The organism is Candidatus Neomarinimicrobiota bacterium (assembly GCA_036476315.1).
Classification (GTDB): Bacteria; Fidelibacterota; Marinisomatia; order Marinisomatales; family S15-B10; genus JAZGBI01.
In genome coordinates this window covers 1-19650 of sequence record JAZGBI010000068.1, presented here as the reverse complement: position 1 = coordinate 19650, position 19650 = coordinate 1, and the positions used below count along the sequence as shown (strand labels likewise).

22 protein-coding genes and 1 tRNA gene are annotated in these 19650 nt (G+C 49.1%); 12 read left to right on the top strand and 11 right to left on the bottom strand.

Annotation, left to right across the window (positions count from 1 at the left end):
* Both V3U24_06800 and V3U24_06795 read left to right on the top strand, forming a co-directional pair.
* A partial coding sequence (locus V3U24_06800; protein ID MEE9167151.1) for a class I SAM-dependent methyltransferase occupies positions 1–605 on the top strand: 605 nt, incomplete at its 5' end.
* Between the two features lie 55 nt (positions 606–660).
* Positions 661–1038, top strand: a complete 378-nt coding sequence (locus V3U24_06795) for a hypothetical protein (GenBank protein MEE9167150.1) — start codon at positions 661–663, stop codon at positions 1036–1038.
* 24 nt (positions 1039–1062) lie between these two features.
* Here the strand turns inward: V3U24_06795 and V3U24_06790 are convergent, their stop codons facing one another.
* Together V3U24_06790 and V3U24_06785 are read right to left on the bottom strand one after the other, a co-directional pair.
* A complete protein-coding gene (locus tag V3U24_06790; protein ID MEE9167149.1) occupies positions 1063–2118 on the bottom strand; it encodes a mechanosensitive ion channel family protein in 1056 nt (351 codons plus the stop codon).
* A 27-nt stretch (positions 2119–2145) separates the two neighbouring features.
* Positions 2146–2385, bottom strand: a complete 240-nt coding sequence (locus V3U24_06785) for a hypothetical protein (protein MEE9167148.1) — start codon at positions 2383–2385, stop codon at positions 2146–2148.
* Between V3U24_06785 and V3U24_06780 the strand changes: the two genes are divergently transcribed.
* The 7 genes from V3U24_06780 (at position 2384) to V3U24_06750 (ending at position 8717) form a co-directional block, all read left to right on the top strand.
* Complete coding sequence (locus V3U24_06780) at positions 2384–3067, top strand: iron-containing redox enzyme family protein (GenBank protein MEE9167147.1); 684 nt, start codon at positions 2384–2386, stop codon at positions 3065–3067. The two genes, V3U24_06785 and V3U24_06780, sit on opposite strands and share 2 nt — an antisense overlap.
* Positions 3068–3150: 83 nt before the next feature.
* The gene (locus V3U24_06775; protein MEE9167146.1) at positions 3151–3831 is read left to right on the top strand and encodes a DNA alkylation repair protein; all 681 of its coding nucleotides are present in this window, start codon (positions 3151–3153) and stop codon (positions 3829–3831) included.
* A 96-nt stretch (positions 3832–3927) separates the two neighbouring features.
* The gene (locus tag V3U24_06770) at positions 3928–5583 is read left to right on the top strand and encodes an alpha-amylase family glycosyl hydrolase (protein ID MEE9167145.1); all 1656 of its coding nucleotides are present in this window, start codon (positions 3928–3930) and stop codon (positions 5581–5583) included.
* Entirely contained in the window at positions 5580–6167 is a 588-nt protein-coding gene (locus V3U24_06765) for a GNAT family N-acetyltransferase (GenBank protein MEE9167144.1), read from the top strand. The genes V3U24_06770 and V3U24_06765 overlap by 4 nt, the downstream gene beginning before the upstream one ends.
* Before the next feature lie 10 nt (positions 6168–6177).
* Entirely contained in the window at positions 6178–7122 is a 945-nt protein-coding gene (locus V3U24_06760) for a formimidoylglutamase (protein MEE9167143.1), read from the top strand.
* A 25-nt stretch (positions 7123–7147) separates the two neighbouring features.
* Entirely contained in the window at positions 7148–7483 is a 336-nt protein-coding gene (locus V3U24_06755) for a hypothetical protein (protein MEE9167142.1), read from the top strand.
* 1 nt (position 7484) lies between these two features.
* Positions 7485–8717, top strand: coding sequence for a saccharopine dehydrogenase C-terminal domain-containing protein (locus V3U24_06750; protein ID MEE9167141.1), 1233 nt, complete (start codon positions 7485–7487; stop codon positions 8715–8717).
* A 67-nt stretch (positions 8718–8784) separates the two neighbouring features.
* Here the strand turns inward: V3U24_06750 and V3U24_06745 are convergent, their stop codons facing one another.
* The 6 genes from V3U24_06745 to V3U24_06720 form a co-directional block, all read right to left on the bottom strand.
* Positions 8785–9225, bottom strand: coding sequence for a hypothetical protein (locus tag V3U24_06745; GenBank protein MEE9167140.1), 441 nt, complete (start codon positions 9223–9225; stop codon positions 8785–8787).
* A 54-nt stretch (positions 9226–9279) separates the two neighbouring features.
* The gene (locus tag V3U24_06740) at positions 9280–10095 is read right to left on the bottom strand and encodes a hypothetical protein (protein ID MEE9167139.1); all 816 of its coding nucleotides are present in this window, start codon (positions 10093–10095) and stop codon (positions 9280–9282) included.
* The gene (locus tag V3U24_06735) at positions 10052–10282 is read right to left on the bottom strand and encodes a SelT/SelW/SelH family (seleno)protein (GenBank protein ID MEE9167138.1); all 231 of its coding nucleotides are present in this window, start codon (positions 10280–10282) and stop codon (positions 10052–10054) included. The genes V3U24_06740 and V3U24_06735 overlap by 44 nt, the downstream gene beginning before the upstream one ends.
* Positions 10283–10295: 13 nt before the next feature.
* The gene (locus V3U24_06730) at positions 10296–10424 is read right to left on the bottom strand and encodes a hypothetical protein (GenBank protein ID MEE9167137.1); all 129 of its coding nucleotides are present in this window, start codon (positions 10422–10424) and stop codon (positions 10296–10298) included.
* A 269-nt stretch (positions 10425–10693) separates the two neighbouring features.
* Positions 10694–12925 carry a FecR domain-containing protein gene (locus V3U24_06725; GenBank protein ID MEE9167136.1) on the bottom strand — a complete coding sequence of 744 codons (2232 nt, stop codon included), beginning with the start codon at positions 12923–12925 and terminating at the stop codon, positions 10694–10696.
* Positions 12926–12952: 27 nt separating this feature from the next.
* The gene (locus V3U24_06720; GenBank protein ID MEE9167135.1) at positions 12953–13129 is read right to left on the bottom strand and encodes a hypothetical protein; all 177 of its coding nucleotides are present in this window, start codon (positions 13127–13129) and stop codon (positions 12953–12955) included.
* Between the two features lie 252 nt (positions 13130–13381).
* Between V3U24_06720 and V3U24_06715 the strand changes: the two genes are divergently transcribed.
* Genes V3U24_06715 through V3U24_06705 form a run of 3 tightly spaced genes read left to right on the top strand, consistent with a single transcriptional unit; the run spans position 13382 to position 16132 of the window.
* Positions 13382–14695 (top strand): aminotransferase class I/II-fold pyridoxal phosphate-dependent enzyme, encoded by a 1314-nt coding sequence (locus V3U24_06715; GenBank protein ID MEE9167134.1) that lies wholly within the window; start codon positions 13382–13384, stop codon positions 14693–14695.
* 2 nt (positions 14696–14697) lie between these two features.
* Entirely contained in the window at positions 14698–15399 is a 702-nt protein-coding gene (locus V3U24_06710; protein ID MEE9167133.1) for a hypothetical protein, read from the top strand.
* Between the two features lie 7 nt (positions 15400–15406).
* Positions 15407–16132 carry a class I SAM-dependent methyltransferase gene (locus V3U24_06705; protein ID MEE9167132.1) on the top strand — a complete coding sequence of 242 codons (726 nt, stop codon included), beginning with the start codon at positions 15407–15409 and terminating at the stop codon, positions 16130–16132.
* A gap of 131 nt (positions 16133–16263) precedes the next feature.
* Here the strand turns inward: V3U24_06705 and V3U24_06700 are convergent.
* The 3 genes from V3U24_06700 to V3U24_06690 form a co-directional block, all read right to left on the bottom strand.
* A tRNA-Ser gene (locus V3U24_06700) sits at positions 16264–16350 on the bottom strand.
* On the bottom strand, positions 16333–17589 hold the full coding sequence (locus V3U24_06695) for a phage integrase N-terminal SAM-like domain-containing protein (protein ID MEE9167131.1): 1257 nt from the start codon (positions 17587–17589) through the stop codon (positions 16333–16335). Before V3U24_06695 ends, V3U24_06700 begins: the two co-directional genes overlap by 18 nt.
* Before the next feature lie 587 nt (positions 17590–18176).
* Positions 18177–19313 (bottom strand): site-specific integrase, encoded by a 1137-nt coding sequence (locus V3U24_06690; protein MEE9167130.1) that lies wholly within the window; start codon positions 19311–19313, stop codon positions 18177–18179.
* Positions 19314–19650 lie beyond the last annotated feature (337 nt).

Here is a 19650-nt window from a genome sequence, read left to right as displayed (position 1 = left end):
ATAACTCTTGGTCGTCGAGGTATGACTCGGATGTGAACCTTACGCGGGATCTCGATGAGATAGTCACCAGGAACACATTGGGGAGCTTGGACTGTAAATCGATCCTGGAAATTGGCTGTGGAACAGGTAAGAACACTCCCCTTCTCTCCCAAATCGGAGAGAGAGTTCATGCCATCGACTTTTCAGAAGGCATGATCAGAATGGCCAAGAAGAAGTTGAAATTGAGAAATGTGACTTTCTGTGTAGCGGATATCACCAAACCATGGCCGTGTTCTGATGGATTTGCTAATCTCATAGTGTGCAACCTTGTGTTGGAGCACGTGGAAAACCTTTCGTTCATTTTCTCGGAAGCATCTCGCTCATTGGCTGAAAAAGGGCGGTTTTTCGTTTGTGAGCTTCATCCATTCAGGCAATATCAAGGGACAGTGGCCAGTTTCCAAAAGGATCAAGGAACAACGCATATTCGAGCGTTTGTGCACCACCTGTCAGATTTCCTGGATGCGGCAAAAGACAGTGGATTTTCCCTCAAGGCTTTCAAGGAGTGGTGGCACGAAGAGGGCCAAAACAAACCACCGAGACTCGTGTCATTCATGTTTCAGAAGTAAGTCCGGGGTAATGCTAACGGTGTTCAAAACCACAACGTTAATAAGGAGGATTCCCATGAAATTACATCACCTGACCATTCTCGTTCTACTTTTTAGCATGCTTCCGGCGGTACCACTCAAAGGCTTCGGCACCGCAAAGGTCGTCGAGACTCCGGAGAAGGAAAAGACCGTATCGCTCGGGGAGGTTCCGGATGCCGTGAAAGCGACCATGCTTGCTGAAATCCTGAACGACGTGAAAAACCTCAAACTCAAAGAAATCGAGCTCGAAACAAAAGACGGAATAAAGGTTTACGAGGCAGAATTCGAATATGAAGGTATTGAAATCGAGCTGTTAATCAGTGCCAGTGGCAAGCTGCTCGCCAAAGAGGTGGAAGGTGAAGACGAAACGGAAGATGAAAATGATGATGATGAGGATACAGACGAAGACGAATAACCTGGGGAATTCAGCTGATCTCCATCAACCCTCACCTTTCTCAAAATAGAGCGTCTGAGTTGGATAGGCAAATTCAATGCCCTCTTTCTTGAAGCGTCGGAATATCTCCAGATTAATGGCCTGCTGAATGTCCATGTACACATTGTAATCAGGGACTTCCATCCAATAGACTGTCTCGAAACTCAGCGCGAAGTCTTTGTATTCCTTGAAATGGGACCTGTCAAAGCGGACAGGTTTCTGCGACTCGACGATTTCCCGTATAATCCCGGGAATGGCAGCCAACTTCTCAGGCGGCGTCTGGTAGACTACTCCCAGGGAGAAACCCACACGTCGCTCCTTCATACGCTTGTAGTTGCGAATCCGGCTGCGAAGCAAATCGTTGTTGGAAAATATCAACTGCTCACCTGAGAGGCTCCTGATGCGGGTGGATTTTAGACCTATGTGCTCAACGGTGCCGCGAAAATCGTCAACGACTATGGAATCACCCAGCACAAAAGGTTTGTCAATGATGATGGAAAGGGACGCAAACAGATCACCCAGGATGTTCTGGAGCGCGAGAGCAACGGCAACACCCCCAACTCCCAGGCCCGCTATAAGGGCGGTGATGTTTATGCCGAGATTGTCCAGGGCGAGCAAAAAGATGAAGGTCCAAAGAATAAGCCGAAGGATAAAACCTAAAGCGTTAAGGGCCGCGGATCCCGCCGAATCCTCCTTTTCTATGCTCTTCTCCTGGTACCGGCGAACCCAGAGAGAGATTGCACCGGCACCCCAGATGGCACTCTGACCCAACAAGGCAAGGATCACCACCTTACTGATTACACTGGACAGGCCACCTGGAAGGGACAGTAGAAGAGAGCCAACGTAAATGGCAACTACGAAGAGGAACATGAACTTTATCCTCTTGGTGATTTCCACCACCAGGTCGACCATGAATGTGTCTGCCCTCTCTGCGGGTTTCCTCAGTCGGCGGGATATGAGACCCTTCAGGAATGAAAGCACCACCACGACGAGAAACGCCATGACCAGCGCAATGAGCCACTGCTGTACACTGTTTCCATAAAATGTCTTGTCAAAGAGCATTATTCCCCCTTGCATATCTAAACAGAATCAAATGTTGACGCAAATCGACACCCCGTGTTTGGGATTAGCGAATGGACCACCCGGGTGGAAATCCCGGATTCCCACAACAATCTTATTCCTCCCAAGTGGAGTTGTCAACGTAAAATTCCCCCACCGTTTCCCCTTGGCAAGATTGATCTCTGTGATTACTTTTCCGTGCAAGAAGTGGAGCTTGCAGAACGCCACGTATACCGATATCTCACTATTTGAAAGGAGAGTTGATTTCATGAATCAAACCGAAGTCCTCGACACCCTCGATGCGTTAATTCAATCGCGATCCATCCTTGGACACCCTTTCTACGAGGCATGGCAGAGCGGCGAATTGACTCGCGAGAACATAGCCACATACGCCAAAGTATATTACCCGCACGTGGAAGCGTTTCCGGGGTATCTGGAATCGGCTGTCAATTGCACGGTCGATCCTGTAATCCGGTCCGAACTGGAGCAAAACCTTGCCGATGAGCTGTCAAACCCCAAGCCCCATAGCGAGCTTTGGCTCGATTTTGCCGAAGAGCTCGGACAGGATCGACAGTTGGTCACATCAACAGAACCACATCCAGCTGCGGTAAGCACGATCTCGACTTTCGTACGGCTTACCCGAAGAGACATCGTTAGTGCACTGGCTGCTCTGTATGCCTACGAATCCCAGCAGCCGGGAGTGTCTCGCGAAAAGATGCGTGGTTTGCGCCAGCACTACGGCATTCGGAGTGAGAAGGGATTGGCCTATTTTGGTGTACACGCCTCCACCGACATCCGGCACCGTGAGGGAGAACGCGAAGCCCTCCTGCGCTGTCTCAACGGCGGGGCGTCCAAGGAAGCGGCTCTTCACGCAGCCAGTGATGCTCTCGACGCCTACTGGAAACTCCTGGATGGAATCTGCCAGGAGGTGGATCTCCATCTAGCCAACTAACCAGTGCATTGGAACCTTCAGATAAATCTCCTTCTCAATCTCCTGTCCTGTGAATCTCTATTCGACCTTAAGGTAGATGAGAAATGACCACTGTGAACCATATTCTTACCGAACTGAAGGCCAGCTCCAAGCCTGAGAACGTTCAAGGTATGGCCAGGTATGGAATGGCGGCCGAAAATAGAATGGGAGTATCGGTCCCGAACATACGGAAAATTGCGAAAGAAGCCGGGAAGAACCACGATCTCGCCCTAGAGTTGTGGAAAACGGCGATCCCGGAAGCCAGGATTGCAGCAGCGATGATCGACAACCCTGAGGACTTGACGGAGAAACAGATGGAGGATTGGGTGAAGGATTTCAACTCCTGGGATGTCTGTGACCAGGTATGCATGAACCTCTTTGACAAGACCCCTCTCGCATGGAAGAAGATCCTGGACTGGTCGGTTCGGGAAGAGGAGTTTGTGAAAAGGACCGCCTTCGCGTTGATCGCCTGTCTGTCCTGGCACGATAAGAGTGCGGAGGACGAAGATTTTGTGAAGCTTCTCCCTGTTATCAAAAGAGGATCCACCGATGAACGGAATTACGTAAAGAAGGCTGTGAACTGGGCTTTGAGACAGGTGGGAAAAAGGAATCGGTATCTGAACGAGGCTGCCGTAAGAACGGCCAGGGAAATCCAGCAGCTCGATTCCAAAACCGCCCGCTGGATTAGCTCCGACGCACTGCGGGAGCTCGAAGGGGAAGCGGTTCAGAGGAGATTGGCCCTGTGAATGATGGGGAGACGGCATTCTGGAACTTCACGACAATCATGGGTGAGATCTGACCTGAGTTTGATCATACTCCCACGGCTCACTTTGGCTGGTCAGATGATTAGACCGGTATTTCTCGGAAGGATACTTTCCGGATTCTTAATCGTTAACGGTTTGTTTCCGGTTACATCTTTTGCACAGACTGAGATCCCCTGGTGGAATCACGCCGTATTCTACGAAGTCTTTGTGAGAAGTTTTTACGACAGCGACGGCGATGGTGTGGGTGACCTTAGAGGGCTCATTCAGAAACTCGACTATCTCAATGACGGCGATCCATCGACTACTTCAGATCTGGGCATCACCGGAATTTGGCTAATGCCCATTTCCCAATCACCCAGCTACCACGGTTACGACGTGGTGGACTACCGTAGCGTTGAGGAAGATTACGGCACTCTGACCGATTTGGTGGCTTTCGTAGACAGTGCCCATTCCAGGGGTATCAGAGTCATCACAGACCTTGTGTTGAATCACACGTCAGATCAGCACCCCTGGTTCATGGAATCGGCGTCCTCCACCGACTCGCCGTTTAGAAACTGGTACGTCTGGGAACCTGATGATCCAGGGTATAACGGTTCCTGGGGACAGAAGGTTTGGCATTACAGGAACGGCGCGTACTACCTGGGACAGTTCTGGGACGGAATGCCTGATCTCAACTACTCGAACGAAGATATGAAGGCTGAGATGTTTGATGTGACGAGGTTCTGGTTGGATACATTGAGTGTCGACGGGTTCCGGCTGGATGCCATCAAGCACCTGTTCGAGGATGGTCCCAGAATGGAAAACGCTCAGGAAACATTTGATTTTCTGGAAGAATTCCGCCAGTTTTACAAGGGCATCAACACGGAGGCCATGACCGTGGGCGAAGCATGGTTACCCACGAATGAGGTTGCCCCCTATTCTGACGGAAACAAAGTCGATTATTGTTTCGAGTTTGACCTGGCATCTGCCATTATCAATGGGGTAAAATCGGAGGAGCCGGGTTCGATTGTCACCCAGATGAATACCGTCGTAGGCAGCTATCCTTCCCTTCAATATGCCACTTTTCTCACCAATCACGACCATGACCGAGTATTCGAGGTGTTGTCCCAGGATATGGGAAAAATGAAACTTGCCGCCGCGATATATCTCACACTGCCAGGAGTGCCCTTTGTCTACTACGGCGAAGAAATCGGAATGACAGGTTCGGGCAGGGATGAGAACAAGAGGACTCCAATGCGATGGACTGACGGACTGAACGCCGGTTTTTCCACGGGTACGTCATGGCATTCCGCCAACTCCGGTTACGTTGACTCAAACGTTGAGAAAATGCGGGAGGACGAAAACTCCCTTTGGCATTGGTACAGGAAACTCATTTCATTGAGAAATGAAAATGAAACCCTGAGGCTCGGAAACTACTATCCTCTGTATGGTCCTGTTCAGTCAGTGTGCGCTTACGGAAGAGGAACAGAAAATGAAATGGCCATCATTCTTCACAACTTCCGCGACGATATTTTGGAAAGTCCGGGGTTGACCTTAGACGAATCGGACTTGCCTGCCGGGGAATACCTTGTCACCGATTTGGTGACCGGTGATTCAGTGGGATCCGTGGCTATCGACCAAAATGGAGGTTTTACGGCGTGGAAGCCGTACATAGAATTGGGCCCAAAAGGGACAGCTCTGCTCAGAGTTTCCCCTCTTCTTCTGAACGCAACGCCTGGAGTTCATGACGAGTGAAGAGTCGCCCCTCCCCAAAACTATCCCTGGACATAAAACCTCTGACACGTCAGAACTGGTCCGATCTCGAAAAGCTTTTCGGTCCCAAAGGCGCTTACGGAGGATGCTGGTGCATGTGGTGGAGATCGACGCGAAGTGAGTTTGAAAAAATGCAGGGCGAAGGCAATAGGAATGCTATGAAGGAAATCGTGAAGTCGGGAGAAGTTCCAGGCATTCTGGCCTACTCAGATGGGGAACCTGTTGGCTGGTGCTCAGTCGCTCCACGGGAGAGTTTCGCCTCCCTGAACCGTTCACGTGTCCTGAAACGTCTTGACGATAAGCCTGTCTGGTCAATTGTTTGCTTCTTCGTGGCAAGGCAGTATCGCCACCAGGATCTTAATGTGAAACTCATTGAGGGCGTAGTTGATTATGTGCGTCGCCAGGGTGGAAAGGTGATCGAAGCGTACCCAACGGAGCCTCGGGGCAGACAATTGTCGCCTGTGTCCATCTTCATGGGATCGCCATCTGCCTTCCGGCGGGCAGGATTCGAAGAGTGCGCCCGTCCCTCGAAGTCCAAGATCATCATGCGGTACCATATCAAGTGAGCCACTGCGTGTGGCCCTGATCGTGGACATCTTTGAACACCTTATTCTACCTGATGCGGAGCTGTTCCACAGCCGGAATGATCCCAATGATGTTCGATTGGGAGATGTAGTCTCTCGAGACCCAGAGGACTATCCAGAAGCCGACGCAGTCATTATCGGATGTCCGCAGGACGAGGGCGTTCGACGGAACAAGGGTCGCACTGGCGCCCGGTTCGCCCCGGCGGAGATACGACGGGCGTTGTACTGCCACTGCGCTACCGAACCGCTGAGTCAGCTTCAACTCATGGATATGGGTGACACCAGGATTGGAGAAACCCTTGAGGAAACCCATGACATTTTGCACCAGGTTGTCCGGAGGCTTGTCCGGGATGGCAAGAAAATCGTCGTCCTCGGCGGCGGTAACGATATCTCGTATCCAAATTGTTCCGCTTTGGCGGCTGAAGTGGAGGATTTACTCGTATTCAATATTGACAGGCACCTGGATGTAAGGGCCGACAAACCCCGCAACAGCGGCACCTCCTACAGACTGCTAATGGAAGAAGGGTGCATTGATGCGGGAAAGTTTCACGAACTCGGCACAGATCCGTTTGCCAATTCCCCAACGCATCTGGCCTACGTTGAGAAAGCGGGAGCCCATATTCACTACCTTGATGATGTGACAAAAGAGGGAGTCGGAGTTACGACTCTCAAGATACTGGAAAGCACGCCCGCGGATGCCATTTTTTTCGGATTTGACCTTGATGTGGTCCGCTCAGCGGAGGCGCCCGGGGTAAGCGCGCCGGGACCCACTGGCCTTACGGCAAGGGAAATCGGCGAGATAGCTGATCTGGCCGCCCGGGACGGACGCACCCGAATCGTCGAGATATCGGAGGTGAACCCGGAGTATGACGTTGACGGAAGAACGAGCAAACTTGCCGCAAATATCCTTGTACGGGCCCTCGCAACTCGTCGATAAGACAATCGTCCGAGGAGATAGACAAATGAGAAAAGTTATCAGCGTTCACGAATATGAACTCAAACCGGATGTGGAAACGGTTCAATTTGAAGAGGCCGCTCATGAATATCCCATCAGCCTGCCCGGTCTTGCGAACTATTATCTCCTGAAGAGCGTTCGAGGTTCGCGGAAAAGCTCATACGCTGCTGTCTGGATTTTCGAGAGTGAAGAAGCATGGGAAAACCTCTGGGGATCTCGAGACAATCCTGTGAGCAAGAATGATTACCCGGAGAACTGGCTTGTCTGGGAGGATGAGGTGTTGGCCCCTCTCCTGGACCGGGACCCGGACAAGATTGAGTTCACTTCATATCTGGAGATCTGAAATGAAGGTGCTTCTCCTGGGCGTCGGCATGCAGGGAAAAGCGGTTCTGCACGACCTGGTGCAGAGCGACAATGTGGAGGAAATCGTTGCAGCGGATCTCGAGATTGGTAATCTGAAACAACACGTTAACAAAAAACAATACGGCACAAAAGTACGGTGTGAATATCTGGACGTCACCGATCAGGATAACCTTGACCGCCTCATGAGACAGGGTCCCCATGTCGCCATTGAACTCCTGCACCAGCGGTTTCAGGCCAGTATCGCCCGAAGTGCGGTGAAGCACGGGATACATCTGGTGAACGCCTTCTATATCATGCCGGGACTGTCAGAACTGAACGAAGAGGCGAAATCACGAGGAGTCTCGATTCTTCCTGAATTCGGTCTCGATCCCGGCATTGATCTCGTGCTGCTGGGGGAAGCGGTTCGTTCATTCGACAAATTGGAAGAAATCAATATTTATGGCGCGGGAATTCCGGAGCCGGAGGCGTCAGAAGGTCCACTAAGATACAAGGTATCGTGGACATTGAAAGGGGTGCTGGATTCGTACGTTCGACCTGCGCGAATTATCAGGAACCGAAACACGATTCACATTGGAAGAAATGAATTGTTCCATCCTGAAAACATCCACGAAATTGAGATCGGAGGAATAGGCCGACTGGAAGCTTTCCCGAACGATGATGTTTTGGATTACGTGTCCCCGCTGGGATTTGACCTGCAGAGTCTCCAAAACCTGGGACGCTATACCTTGCGATGGCCCGGTCACGCGAATTTCTGGCGGGAAATGGTTGACCTCCACTTGCTCGACGATGAGCCACTGGTAGTGGGAAACACAGAAATTGACCCCAGACGGTTTCTCGCGGCAGCGATGGGACCTCACATGCAATACGGTGACTCGGAAAGGGATCTCGTCATTGTGAGGGTCGACATCACTGGGTCCCGCGGTGGCCGCAGGAAGCGCGCCATCTACCAAGTGACGGACAGGCGGGATCTGGGTTCGGGTTTCACGGCCATGAGCCGCACGGTAGGCTTTACGACCAGTATCGGCGCCCAGATGATAGGAACAGGTCGGATTTCAAAAAGGGGCATTCTTTCCCCCGCAACCGATGTGCCTTACGATATCTTTTGTCGGGAACTCAAGGATCGTGGTATCCGGATCACGTCAGAATTCAGGGATCTGCGATCGGGTCTCGCTGTGGGAAAGGAAGAAGTGCAGGAAAAACCAGGTTCTCTCTGAGGTGGAAGTATTGCTTTCACGAGAATCTGAAAGGCTTTGATGTTGAAATCTTGAGGAAGGTGAGGACTTACTCCTTCTTCTTGCGTCCGAATCGACGTTTCTTTTTTCGTTTCTCCTCTTCCGCGGCCTCATCACTTCCGGCTTCGACCTCGTCCTCCTTCTCCTTTTTCTCACCTTCCAACCTTTTTTCCCACTCACTCATCTCTTCTTCAGCGGACGAAGCAGGTTTCTCGTCCTTACTCTCTTTCTCTTTCTCTTCGTCCACCTCGCCGAAAAGCGATTCCAGTTTCTTATTCCTTTCTTCGGCCCTGGACTTAAGAACCTCGAGGAGTTCCGTTACTTCTTCGTGAAAATGAGCGACAGTATGTTCCATCCGAGTGATGAGTTCTTCCATTAGGGCCTGGCTGTAACCGGGACCGACCCCGTCCATCAGCTCATCGATCTTGGCCATCAGGTAGCGCTTCTGAACGTCCACCTGCTCTTCCTCTTGTCTTTCTTCATCAACCATGATTCATCTCCTGATTCTTCTCGGAAAATAACCTTTAAGTGGAATCTATGACTTTTACCTCAATTTCGCCATCTCTTCAGCAGAGATAGTGATGAACTCCCGCGGCGATGTCAGGATATTCACGACACGGAACAGCCAGCTTCCCGTGACGAGTCCGAAGGCCATACCGGCGAAACGATTTTGCCACACCCCGTCCACTGACGGCTCAGACGAAATATTCCACACCTCGGCCGCAAGGATGCCCAAAAGGACGCCTGCAGCGAAGGAAACCGCCTTCTTGAACGGATCATCCTGGTAAATGGAAGGTCGATAGGAAATGGATTCGATTTCTCTGACAGGAAACTGGATTCTCTTGGTTGGAGATTGAACTTGGACAATTCGGTTCTGGTAACCAACAAAACTGCCTCGAATCCTTCTTCCGCTGGTATGGAGAATGGAGCAATACGTGGATCTCGGAATCTGCTCAAGCATGTCATCCACGCTCAAATAGGACAGCTTGTACCGGTGTTCGGCCCTCATTTCGTCCGTGATTTCGGGATGACTTCCTGCAACATATCTCAACCTCTGAAACTGTCTCCATGAATAGTATCGCTTCAATACGCGTGGTCTTGTCTGGTCCAGGTAGATGATCTTGGCGAGATATTTATTCTCGTCAATCTCAAAGAATTGGGCGCTCTGGAAACCATCCACGCGAGGAAAGAGTCCAAGTATTTCCTTCTCCTCGGCATCCAGGGTAGTACCCACTTTCGTACTGAGCATAATGATCTGATCCTCTTGCGCGGCGGAAAAGGAATAGAAGAGGAAGAACAGCAGAAAAGGTGCCAGACTACGAGCCTTCCACAAGTCCGAGGATTTCTCTCTCTTCGGCATGTCTCCCCAGCTCCTTCTTTGAAAAGATAAGCTCGTCGTTTTTCACCACCTCAAAGACTCCACCTCCAGACGGTATGAGAGTCAATGCCTTGATGTCTGTCCCATAATGCTCCAAAAGTTCGTTCGCCAGACTGGCGGCCCGGGGCAGATAGTTTCAGACGCTACAGTATTCGATGGAAATCTTCATTGGAGCTCCTTTCTTATTTCAAGAATTCATAGAACCACACGATTGCAAAAACCGCCAGTGCTGCGGCAAGAACGAGTAGAAAATAGGTCGCTTTTTCAAATCCTTTCTTCCCGGTGTCAAATTTCAGAATCGTCTTGACCATTGCTGACCTAATCTATTCAATTAGCCATCCTGCCCGCTCCCGACTGAAGGGAGGGCAGGCTGACGGGAGCAGGCTGGTAAGTTCGCGAAGACAGTCTAATAATTTCAACCTGAGTGTTGGACTGTTTCCCAAAGGAACTCCTTCGAAGCATCTGTTCGTGTGTTGACTTGCCAACCTTTTACCACCTATACCTTATCTCCTTATACCTTTTGTCACACTTGGCGCTCTTCGCCAACAGGGACCTTCTTGGAGGTGGCAAGTTATCCAGGCTAAAAGGTGAATTTCGTTTCAATGGTTGTCTGTTTGACAGGTTCCAGTCCTGACCCTCTGTCGCGGTAGAACTGTCTAAAATCCCATACCAGACTTACTCCTGAACTTATCTCGTACCCCAACCGATAACCGAGGATAGTATTCAGTGAGGGATTCTTGAAGTCAAATGGATCCGGATCGTTGTTCCGCTGGTAAAAAGCCATAGCCTCGCTCAATTTGGGTATGTTGTCTGTATTCAGATCCAGAAGGGCAGACAGGCTATTAAACTCTATGGTAGTGTCAGCAGCTTCGGCCACCATATTCGTGTACGACCCGGTGAAGTTAACGAGGTTGAAGAGGTTAAAGCTTGACGAGCCGTAATATCCTTTCGTGTCCAGTACCGACGCAGGATCTTCAAAGGTGAGCATATCCTTCGTGAATACTTCGGCACCGTCTTCACCAAAGTGAGCCACGACTCTGTTCAAATCATAGGCTTGATCGAAGAAACGTGGGATAAAGTGTTCCTGCTTGATCCGGTACTCCAGTGAAACAGTGAGGAACCCGAAGAGCGTTGACCGGAGCCCGGGAAACGTAATCCCGGTGCCCGTTTTTTCTAGCCGCCCGTCAAAAGTTGCGGATGAATCAACCTCTGGAAACGACAACCGATTAAACTCAGCGTAAACTACAAGATTCAGCGCCTCCCCTCTCAGGACTGGATATCCAATATCGAATGCAAATCCCTGCGCTCGACTTTCGTTTTCTTCCAGGCTGAACGGCTGTGGTTTTAGGACTACCGAGGTATCTTCGGAAGGGTCATAATCATACTCGTTGTCACCATCAGCATCGATATCCCACCTGGAAGAATCAATGCCAACGTGAGGATCGGGAATGCCATCACCGTCGGTATCATTCCACAAATCTGTATTATCCGGGAAATCATCAAAAATGTCCGGGAAGCTGTCATCATCCCGGTCCTTCAGACCCGAGAACTGATTCATATCCATGACCAGGTTTGCACCGAAAGTCAAAGGAATCTTCTCGGAAATGGTATAAGTACCTCGAAGTCCAAGCAATGTCCCCCCCTGGGAAAAATCCTTGACATTTGCCAGGAACATTTCGGCGCCGAATCCTCCGAAGTTCAGACCGGTATTCACTCCGACTCTGCGCACCGAGGGAAACTCCATCATATTGGAGTAACCGCTCAGGATACCCCCGTAACCGAGAGTCACACCATCAAGAGCCCCCACCTTGAACCAGAACGGATCGGTTCTCTCAGCCCAGCGAACATAGAGAAACTTGTCCACGATGTCGATGGCCTCGTCCCATTCGGCAGTACGAATTTCTCCCGAATTGTCGATGTAAATCACTAAATCGAGTCCGATGCCCAGCTTCCCTATTCTGAATTCAGGTCTTAAGGAGAGCTGGTTGTAGAGGATCTCATCTATGGTAGCCGAGCCAATCCCCAGACCCATATTGAACGGTCTGGGAGCGCTGGGAGCTGGCTCCTCTGCCGTTTCAGCAACCTCCTCGGTCGCTTCCTGCTCCAGTATCTCCTCGATAGCAGATTCCTCTATCATCGCCTCACCCCCGGGCTCCGGCTGAGGGGCTTCCTCTGGTTGTACTTCTTCTTCGGGAATCTCCTCCTCCACTTCCTCTTCTATTCCCGCTTCCGGGTCTTCAGGAATTTCTTCAGGACTCGCAGGGGAAGCCACCACCTGCCCGGTTGCCGTCGACAGGACCATCTGCCCAGGACCCAGGGAAAGCGATTGTCCACTAACCCTGTTGAAGATCTCCACATCACCCTCGAGCCCATAGAATTTGTCAAATCCTGTCCGGTTAATGACGGACCACCATTGTGTCCCCTTGATGGACGCCACTGACACGGGAGTATCTATCCGAAATCCTTTTTCCCTTTCCCTCTTGATATCAGAAAGAATCTTTCCAAATTCGATATCAATGGTGCGAGTATTCTCTGTCTCAATGAACTGGAATTCTGTCTGTTCGCGAACCTTCAGGATACTCTTGTCATCAAGGAAAATAATGAGGCAGAACCCGGGATTGCCAACTCTCAGGAAATCTCCACTTAGAACAGACTGGCCTGCTTTTATGTCGGAGTATTCTGCCTCCTCCAGATGTTTCAATTGAACAACTCCACGCGTCCTCGTTATCATTGCTATCTCCTCGGCGGAGATGGCATATTGCGAGCAAATACAAAGTAAGATTGCGACGGCAAAGATCGATCGAGTTTTCACGAGATAGGATTCTCCCAGGCCCGGGGACTAATCTTCCGAGGTGCTGTTAGTAATAGGCGGGTCAGCAGAATCAAGAATTTGATTGATTTCCCTTAAGACATCGGAGGCCGACGGCCACAGGTCCTCCTCAAGATCGCCACCTGCCTCATCGAAGGCTCTGAGACGTTCAGCAATTTTCCTGAGAATTTCGGTGTGATTTCCCATATCTTCCGGGTAAACCTAGTTCGTCATAAGATATCCCAAATGGGACTCTAAGTCAACTGAACTTTCATAACTTTCATAGCAAGAAGAATCATGTGGATCCCAACAACCCGCGTTTCACGCACGTTTAGGACGCTCCGCCATTTCGCAAGGAAAATCAATTTGAATCCCACGGGAGAATCTATAAATTATTCTATCGAGGATGGTTATGTGTCAAATCTTGCTTCCACGACTGGAGGCAGGGCAGCGTAGACGATGAGCGACCCCAAATCCAAGAAAGATCCGGTCGATTCCTATACTGACTACACCCTGGACATGTTCCTCAGGAGTGTGGGGAGGGATCACGTGGAGATTACCCAGTTCAATCGCTGGCGGGAAATGGTGATTGAGGCAGATAAATATACCTTTGAAGTTCCCCATCTGGAGGCCCAGAAGCCGAGAGTTCGAGTCCAGAGAATTACTGGTCAGGAGTATGATCTCATAAGCTTCGCCAGCTACAATTACCTGGGCTATTCTTATCATCCGGAGGTCATCGATGCCGCCAAAAAAGCTCTCGATCAATTCGGTCTCGGAGCAACGGGATCTCCCCTGTTGAATGGAACCTTTCGAATACATAAGGTTCTTGAGCAGAAAATCATCGATTTCTTCGGCCTGGATGGACGTGGAGTCTCCCTCTTTTCCTCAGGTTACGGGGCCAACGTGGGGGTGGTCTCCGCGTACATCCACAAGGGAGACCATGTTGTCCTGGACCGTTCTTCGCACGCTTCGCTTATCGATGGAGCGATCCTTTCACAGGGGAATATTTCTCTGTTCAAACATAACGACACAGAACATCTGGAAAAGGTATTGAATCGGTTAGACCACAAAAACTCAAGGATTCTCATCTGTGTGGAAGGCGTCTACAGCACCGACGGCGACTACGGAAATTTGAAAGAGATTTTGAAGATCGCTCATAAATACGGTGCCAAACTTCTCGTGGATGAGGCACATTCTCTTCTGGTCGCCGGTCCCAACGGACGAGGTGTTTCTGAGGAACAGGGTGTTCTGGAAGATGTCGACCTGATTATAGGTACCTTCAGCAAATCCTTTGCCGGCGTTGGGGGATTCCTCTACGCAAAGGATGACATCGTAAATTACATCAACTACTATGCCCGTTCACGTATGTTCTCCTGCGCACTCGATCCTGGCGTTACGGGAGGACTCATAAAGTCACTTGAACTGGCAAGTGGTCCCGATGGTGAAGAAAAGAGAAAGCGAATTATCCAGAACGCAGATTATCTCAGGTCACTGCTGGAAAGTGAAGTCGACACGGGAACTTCCAGGAGCTGGATAATCCCGGTGATTTACGGCGATGAGAAACTTACAATTCCGATGAGTGACTACCTGCAGAAATCGGGCGTCGACGTCTCCCTCATGATGTTTCCCGCAGTTCCTAAGAACCGTTCAAGGATCCGGGCTTTCGTGACTTCCGAGCATTCCCAGGACGAATTGAAGCGGGGCGCCGAAATAATTCTCGATGCAGCCCGCAAATTCGGATTCCTTCTGAATCGCCAGTCTGCCGATATGTGATCATGGTGATTCCTGTTGATAGTGGCAAGGATTACCTCACCTGGGGGTTTGACTTTGCCCTTTCAACTTTCTACGAGGTGGAAACGTCCTTGGTTGAGCCGCTTCTTCCCCCAAGGCTGACTGCCATGGAAGCCGCACCCGGTGTTTCCCTCATAATGGTAACGTGTTTCAATTTCGCGGAAGGTAGCCTCGGGACTCTTCCGGAATTCCAGGAATTAATCTTCGGAGTAGTCGTATCCCCGGATCTATCCAGGGGTGTCCCAAAGTTTGCCACTTATGTTGTCTCTCTGGCCAGCAGCTCACAGGAACATCTGGATCACAGCAAGGAATACTACAAACTCCCCATTTTTGGACAACTTTCCAAAGTCGGAATTTCAAGAGAAGAACTGGCAGTTGAGTACGAAGATTCCCGTGGAGAAATCCTGACCATGAATAACTGTGTACCCAACCCGGCTTACAAGAAGGGCGAGAGCTACTTTCAGGTATACACATCTGAGGATTCCTCCATCTATGTTGGAGACGTCTATGTCAAGGCACGAATGTTCGAGCATCAGGAGCCAGGGGATGTAGGTAAGTTGTTCAATCATCCTTTCTTTGGGGACCTTGATATTGAAGAAGCTGATCCCACCGTCTATCTGCAGATCATCAATGAACCCAGGAAAATAGGCGAGCAGTATTATTTCAAGCCTGAGAAATATGCCTAGACAGGGGATGAAAGGAAAACCCTTGACGATCCTGATTCTCGCTTTCGCGATACTCTCAACACGGGAAGGTATTATGGTCAACGCCAAGGAAAACGGTCCTGCTCCGCAAGACCCCAAGAATCATCAATACTCCCGTGAAGGGAGCCGCCACAGCTTCGACGATATTGAAAAATGGGTGGAAAGATTTGAGAATCCCGAGAGAGACGAGTGGCAGAAACCGGATGCCGTCATACGTTCGCTGGATCTGACAGGCAAGGAAATCGTGGCGGACATAGGGTCAGCCACGGGATATTTTCCAGTCCGGTTCGCAAGGGCGCTGTCCCAGGGAAGGGTCTACGGCGTCGACACAGAAGAAGGAATGGTGGAGTACCTCAATGACAGGGCGAAACGGGAGAACCTTTCAAACCTTGTGAGCATTCAGGGTGAACCGGATGATCCCAAGCTTCCGGAACCAGTCGACATTATGTTCATCTGCGATACTTACCATCATATCAGAGAAAGAACGGACTATTTCAGCAGGCTCAAGGGAAAACTCCTGCCCGGGGGTAGACTGGTCATTGTTGACTTTGTAAAAGGTGAAATTCCGGTGGGACCTCCCGACGCCATGAAGCTTCGTGCAGAGGAGGTAATCGCCGAATTGGCCGAAGCGGGGTATGATTTGGTCCAACGATCTAACATTCTTCCCTACCAGTATTTCCTAATCTTCCGTCCTGCCGAAGCACCACAGCTCTGAAAACTCCGAAGGGAACATCACTCAACAAAATATCCTGGCTTGCTCATCGTCCATCTTCATTTCATTACGATGGATAGATAGTCCAGCATAGAGGTGCTTGCCAATCGTATCCCGCAAGAGCGGGAGTAGATTGGCGGAGGGGGCGGGATTCGAACCCGCGAACGGGGGAAACCCGTTACACGCTTTCCAAGCGTGCTCTTTCAACCACTCGAACGTCCCAACTTACCGTCGATAAATGAGTCTGAAATATTCACACTCTGGCTTTCCGTGTCCCTAAATTCCGTGTCCCTAATGCCAATTTTTGATAGTTTGGAGTAACTTGGGAAGTCATCCTTTAGTCTATTCAACGGAATATTGCAGTAGCGTTCTGTGGTAATAACTGTTCTATGACCAAGCTCATCACGCATTAGTAGGATATTACCATTAGTCTCAAGCCTGCGGATGCAAGCGTAAGTGTGCCTCAAGCTATGTAATGATCTATTCTTTATCTCAAGAATATCACACGCTTTGCGGAAGACCTTGTTGTAACGGTCAGTTGCATACTTCAGATTTGAGGAACTGAATACACGTTCACGCATCTCTTCTAATATCTGCAACTTCTTAGCATCAAGCTCAATGTTCCTCGCCTTGTGGTTCTTGGACTGGTGAGGGGGAATATCAAGCCAAATACCATTTATCTCACCCAGAAACGGCTCTCTAAGACGGCAACCTGTGTTAAGATAGAACCAAAAAGCTGTCTTGTAATGTTCCCAATCGCGAACCCAAGTTTTCTTTCCGTTAGTGAGTTCGACTGGTTGGGAAAGATCTAGACGAAACAGGTCAGCGATTTCACCTTCTGTGAGATATTTCACTTCCGGGTCATCTTCTTTAATCTGCTTGATCTTCGGTCTGCTCTTAATTCTCTCATTATCTACAAGCCAACCGAAGAAGGTATTGATAGAACGCAAGTATATATTGACTGTGGTAACTGAATGATGCTTATGATCAAAAGACCACTCCTTAAAACGCTCAATATCCCCAATCGTAATACGTTCAACAGGATATTCTCTACCAAGCATCTCAATCAAATGAGATATCGCAACCTTATTTATCCGAATAGTGGCTTGGCGAATATTATTCTGTTCTCTTGATTTGAGCCACATTTTGACTGCCTCAAATATTTTGAAATGAACAACTTTTGTTCTGCTCTCGCCGCTGAGCCAAGCGAATGAGAACTCTGTACCTTTCTTAATATCATTCTCTAATTTCTCAACTTCAGAAAGTCGGACTCTTGCTTCTGTCTTAGATTTGGTGCGTAATGGAATTTGTTTCTCTATTTGACGAAAACCATTCCAGATACGGACTCTGGCGTACCACATTTCACGCCTTTTCTTTAATGATGCCATCTTTATCACCTCATTGAAATAAATCCCCATCACCTGGAAAATACGCTTAAAACAAGTGTTAGCAATCCTCACGGAATCTCCTCCTCTGAAAGGGATTTTGTTAATAGATCGATTGATGTAATTCACTAGATTGTTGGATTGACTCCTCAAATATGTCATGTCAACTGCCTAGAAACTTGTCTAATAAACTTTTACGGATTAACACCTTACCCGTTTTCCGACTGGCTTTAAGCCGTCCTGAGCGAACTAACCGCCGAATACTAGATACGCTCAAAGTGCAGTATGCACTGGCCTGCTTGAGCGTCATGTATCGGTCATCAAGCCTTTTCTCCAATAGGCTTTCAATTCTGTCCAGTTTCTCTAGAATCATGAATTCATTCACGACTAATATGAGTTATTACGGAGTAATCTCTCCAGATGAGAGCCACAACAGAACAGTATTTGCGACTGACGTATTACTAGTCTTTCGCAACATCTATGACCGCCTTAAGCTGCGGGTTTGTGAGCTTACCATAGAGCTTCCCAAATAATACCAAGCCATCCATACCCTTTTCTGAAGTCTGTGTCCTCCCTCCGATAAGCGCTGGCTCTTAAATAGTTGTTCAATTTCTATCCCTGCCTCTCATAATACATATACCGATTTATGAGATCTTTTTTGCTTAATCTTCATCATGATCGTCACCTCGACCTTCAGCATTATTTTGAGACAATCGGTTGACTATTTCATCCAGCTTCTTGTCCATTCCAGCCATCCTATTCTCCAGACCAGCCATCTTGCTTTCCCCCCCTTCATCTATTGTCTTGTCGAACCTAATTTTTGACAATATCTGAATCCGATTATCAGGAGCAAAATTGCCATAATAGCCATCGGACACATCAATGTGGCTATGACCAAGGTTTCTTGATACAGCACTTAATTCTTCCATCGTTGAACAATATTTACGGGCAATTGAATAATGAAGTCGACGAAAACTGTGCGGGTGATAGTATCTTAGATCGGCCGCCTTGGCTCTGTCTTTGAAGATCTTATTAATCGACCCCGTTGTTTTCCAAAACTCTGGTTTGACATTCTTTGCAGATAGTGAATATGTGCCCGGCTCATTTTTCACATCGGTCATTGGAAACACCGGATCTATGGGAATGAACCGTTTTTTCTCAGTCAAATACTCCACCCACTCTCGGACGGCCTTCAGCAGCCGTTTGTCAAATACCATTAAGAAAACTATGTTTGCTTTGTTATACTTCACAGCTGATCCCCTCAGCGGTCTCAGGCAGACCGTTAGTTTCACCAAGTCGATATCTTCCAGCTTCATCGTCGTGAGTGACTCTGCCCGAAATCCACCCATAAGACTCATTGCAATCACAGCTTTGTCACGCACACCGACTTCAGTGTCGGACCCGATTGAATCCATCAGAGAAAAAACGTATTCTAACGTCGGCGCTTCTTTGAGATCTCCTGTGGTTCGCACCGCTGTCATTTCTCCTCTCGTAAGTCGTAGGTACTGAATGTGCGAAGGATTGATTGCAGTGCGGTAGCCAGGTTGCTGTGATAGCCATTTGAGAGAGTCTCTGATTGTGTTTAGCGTATCAGAAACCGTCTTTTTGCTCACCATTTTCCCCCGCCACATCTGCTGCTTCAGATGATCCTTGTAACGAATTGCCATTTTCTCATTGAACCTACTCAGCTTCTTCCCACCAAGAAATTCTTCGAAATTGCCTAAGACTCGTTCTTTTGTCTGAATAGTCCTTTCATTCAGACCTTCTGCCTCCTTCAAATAGGTGAAGTATTTCCTCAAGAGTTTTACATTTTCAATGTTGTGTTTACTTGCTATGACGTTACCCCCCTTTGGGCAGTTTAAGCACCCAGCTTAACAAGCGAATAAACTCATTATCAGTTGCTTGAACTGTCAAGTATCTTCCTCAGGATCGGGTAAAAAGGGAACAATTCTTCGATTCTGTTCACGGACGACAGGGTCACTATTTTATGATTGCAGGTACCGACCGAATGAATTCTTATCTGCTCAGTCTTGCTCTTCCCAAGAAGCTTTCCCGTAAACTCTAGTCGTATTGTTTCAGGCTTGAGGCGTCGCCCTTTCCGACATCCGACGCAAAAAACTTCCCCCGGTCCGGTTT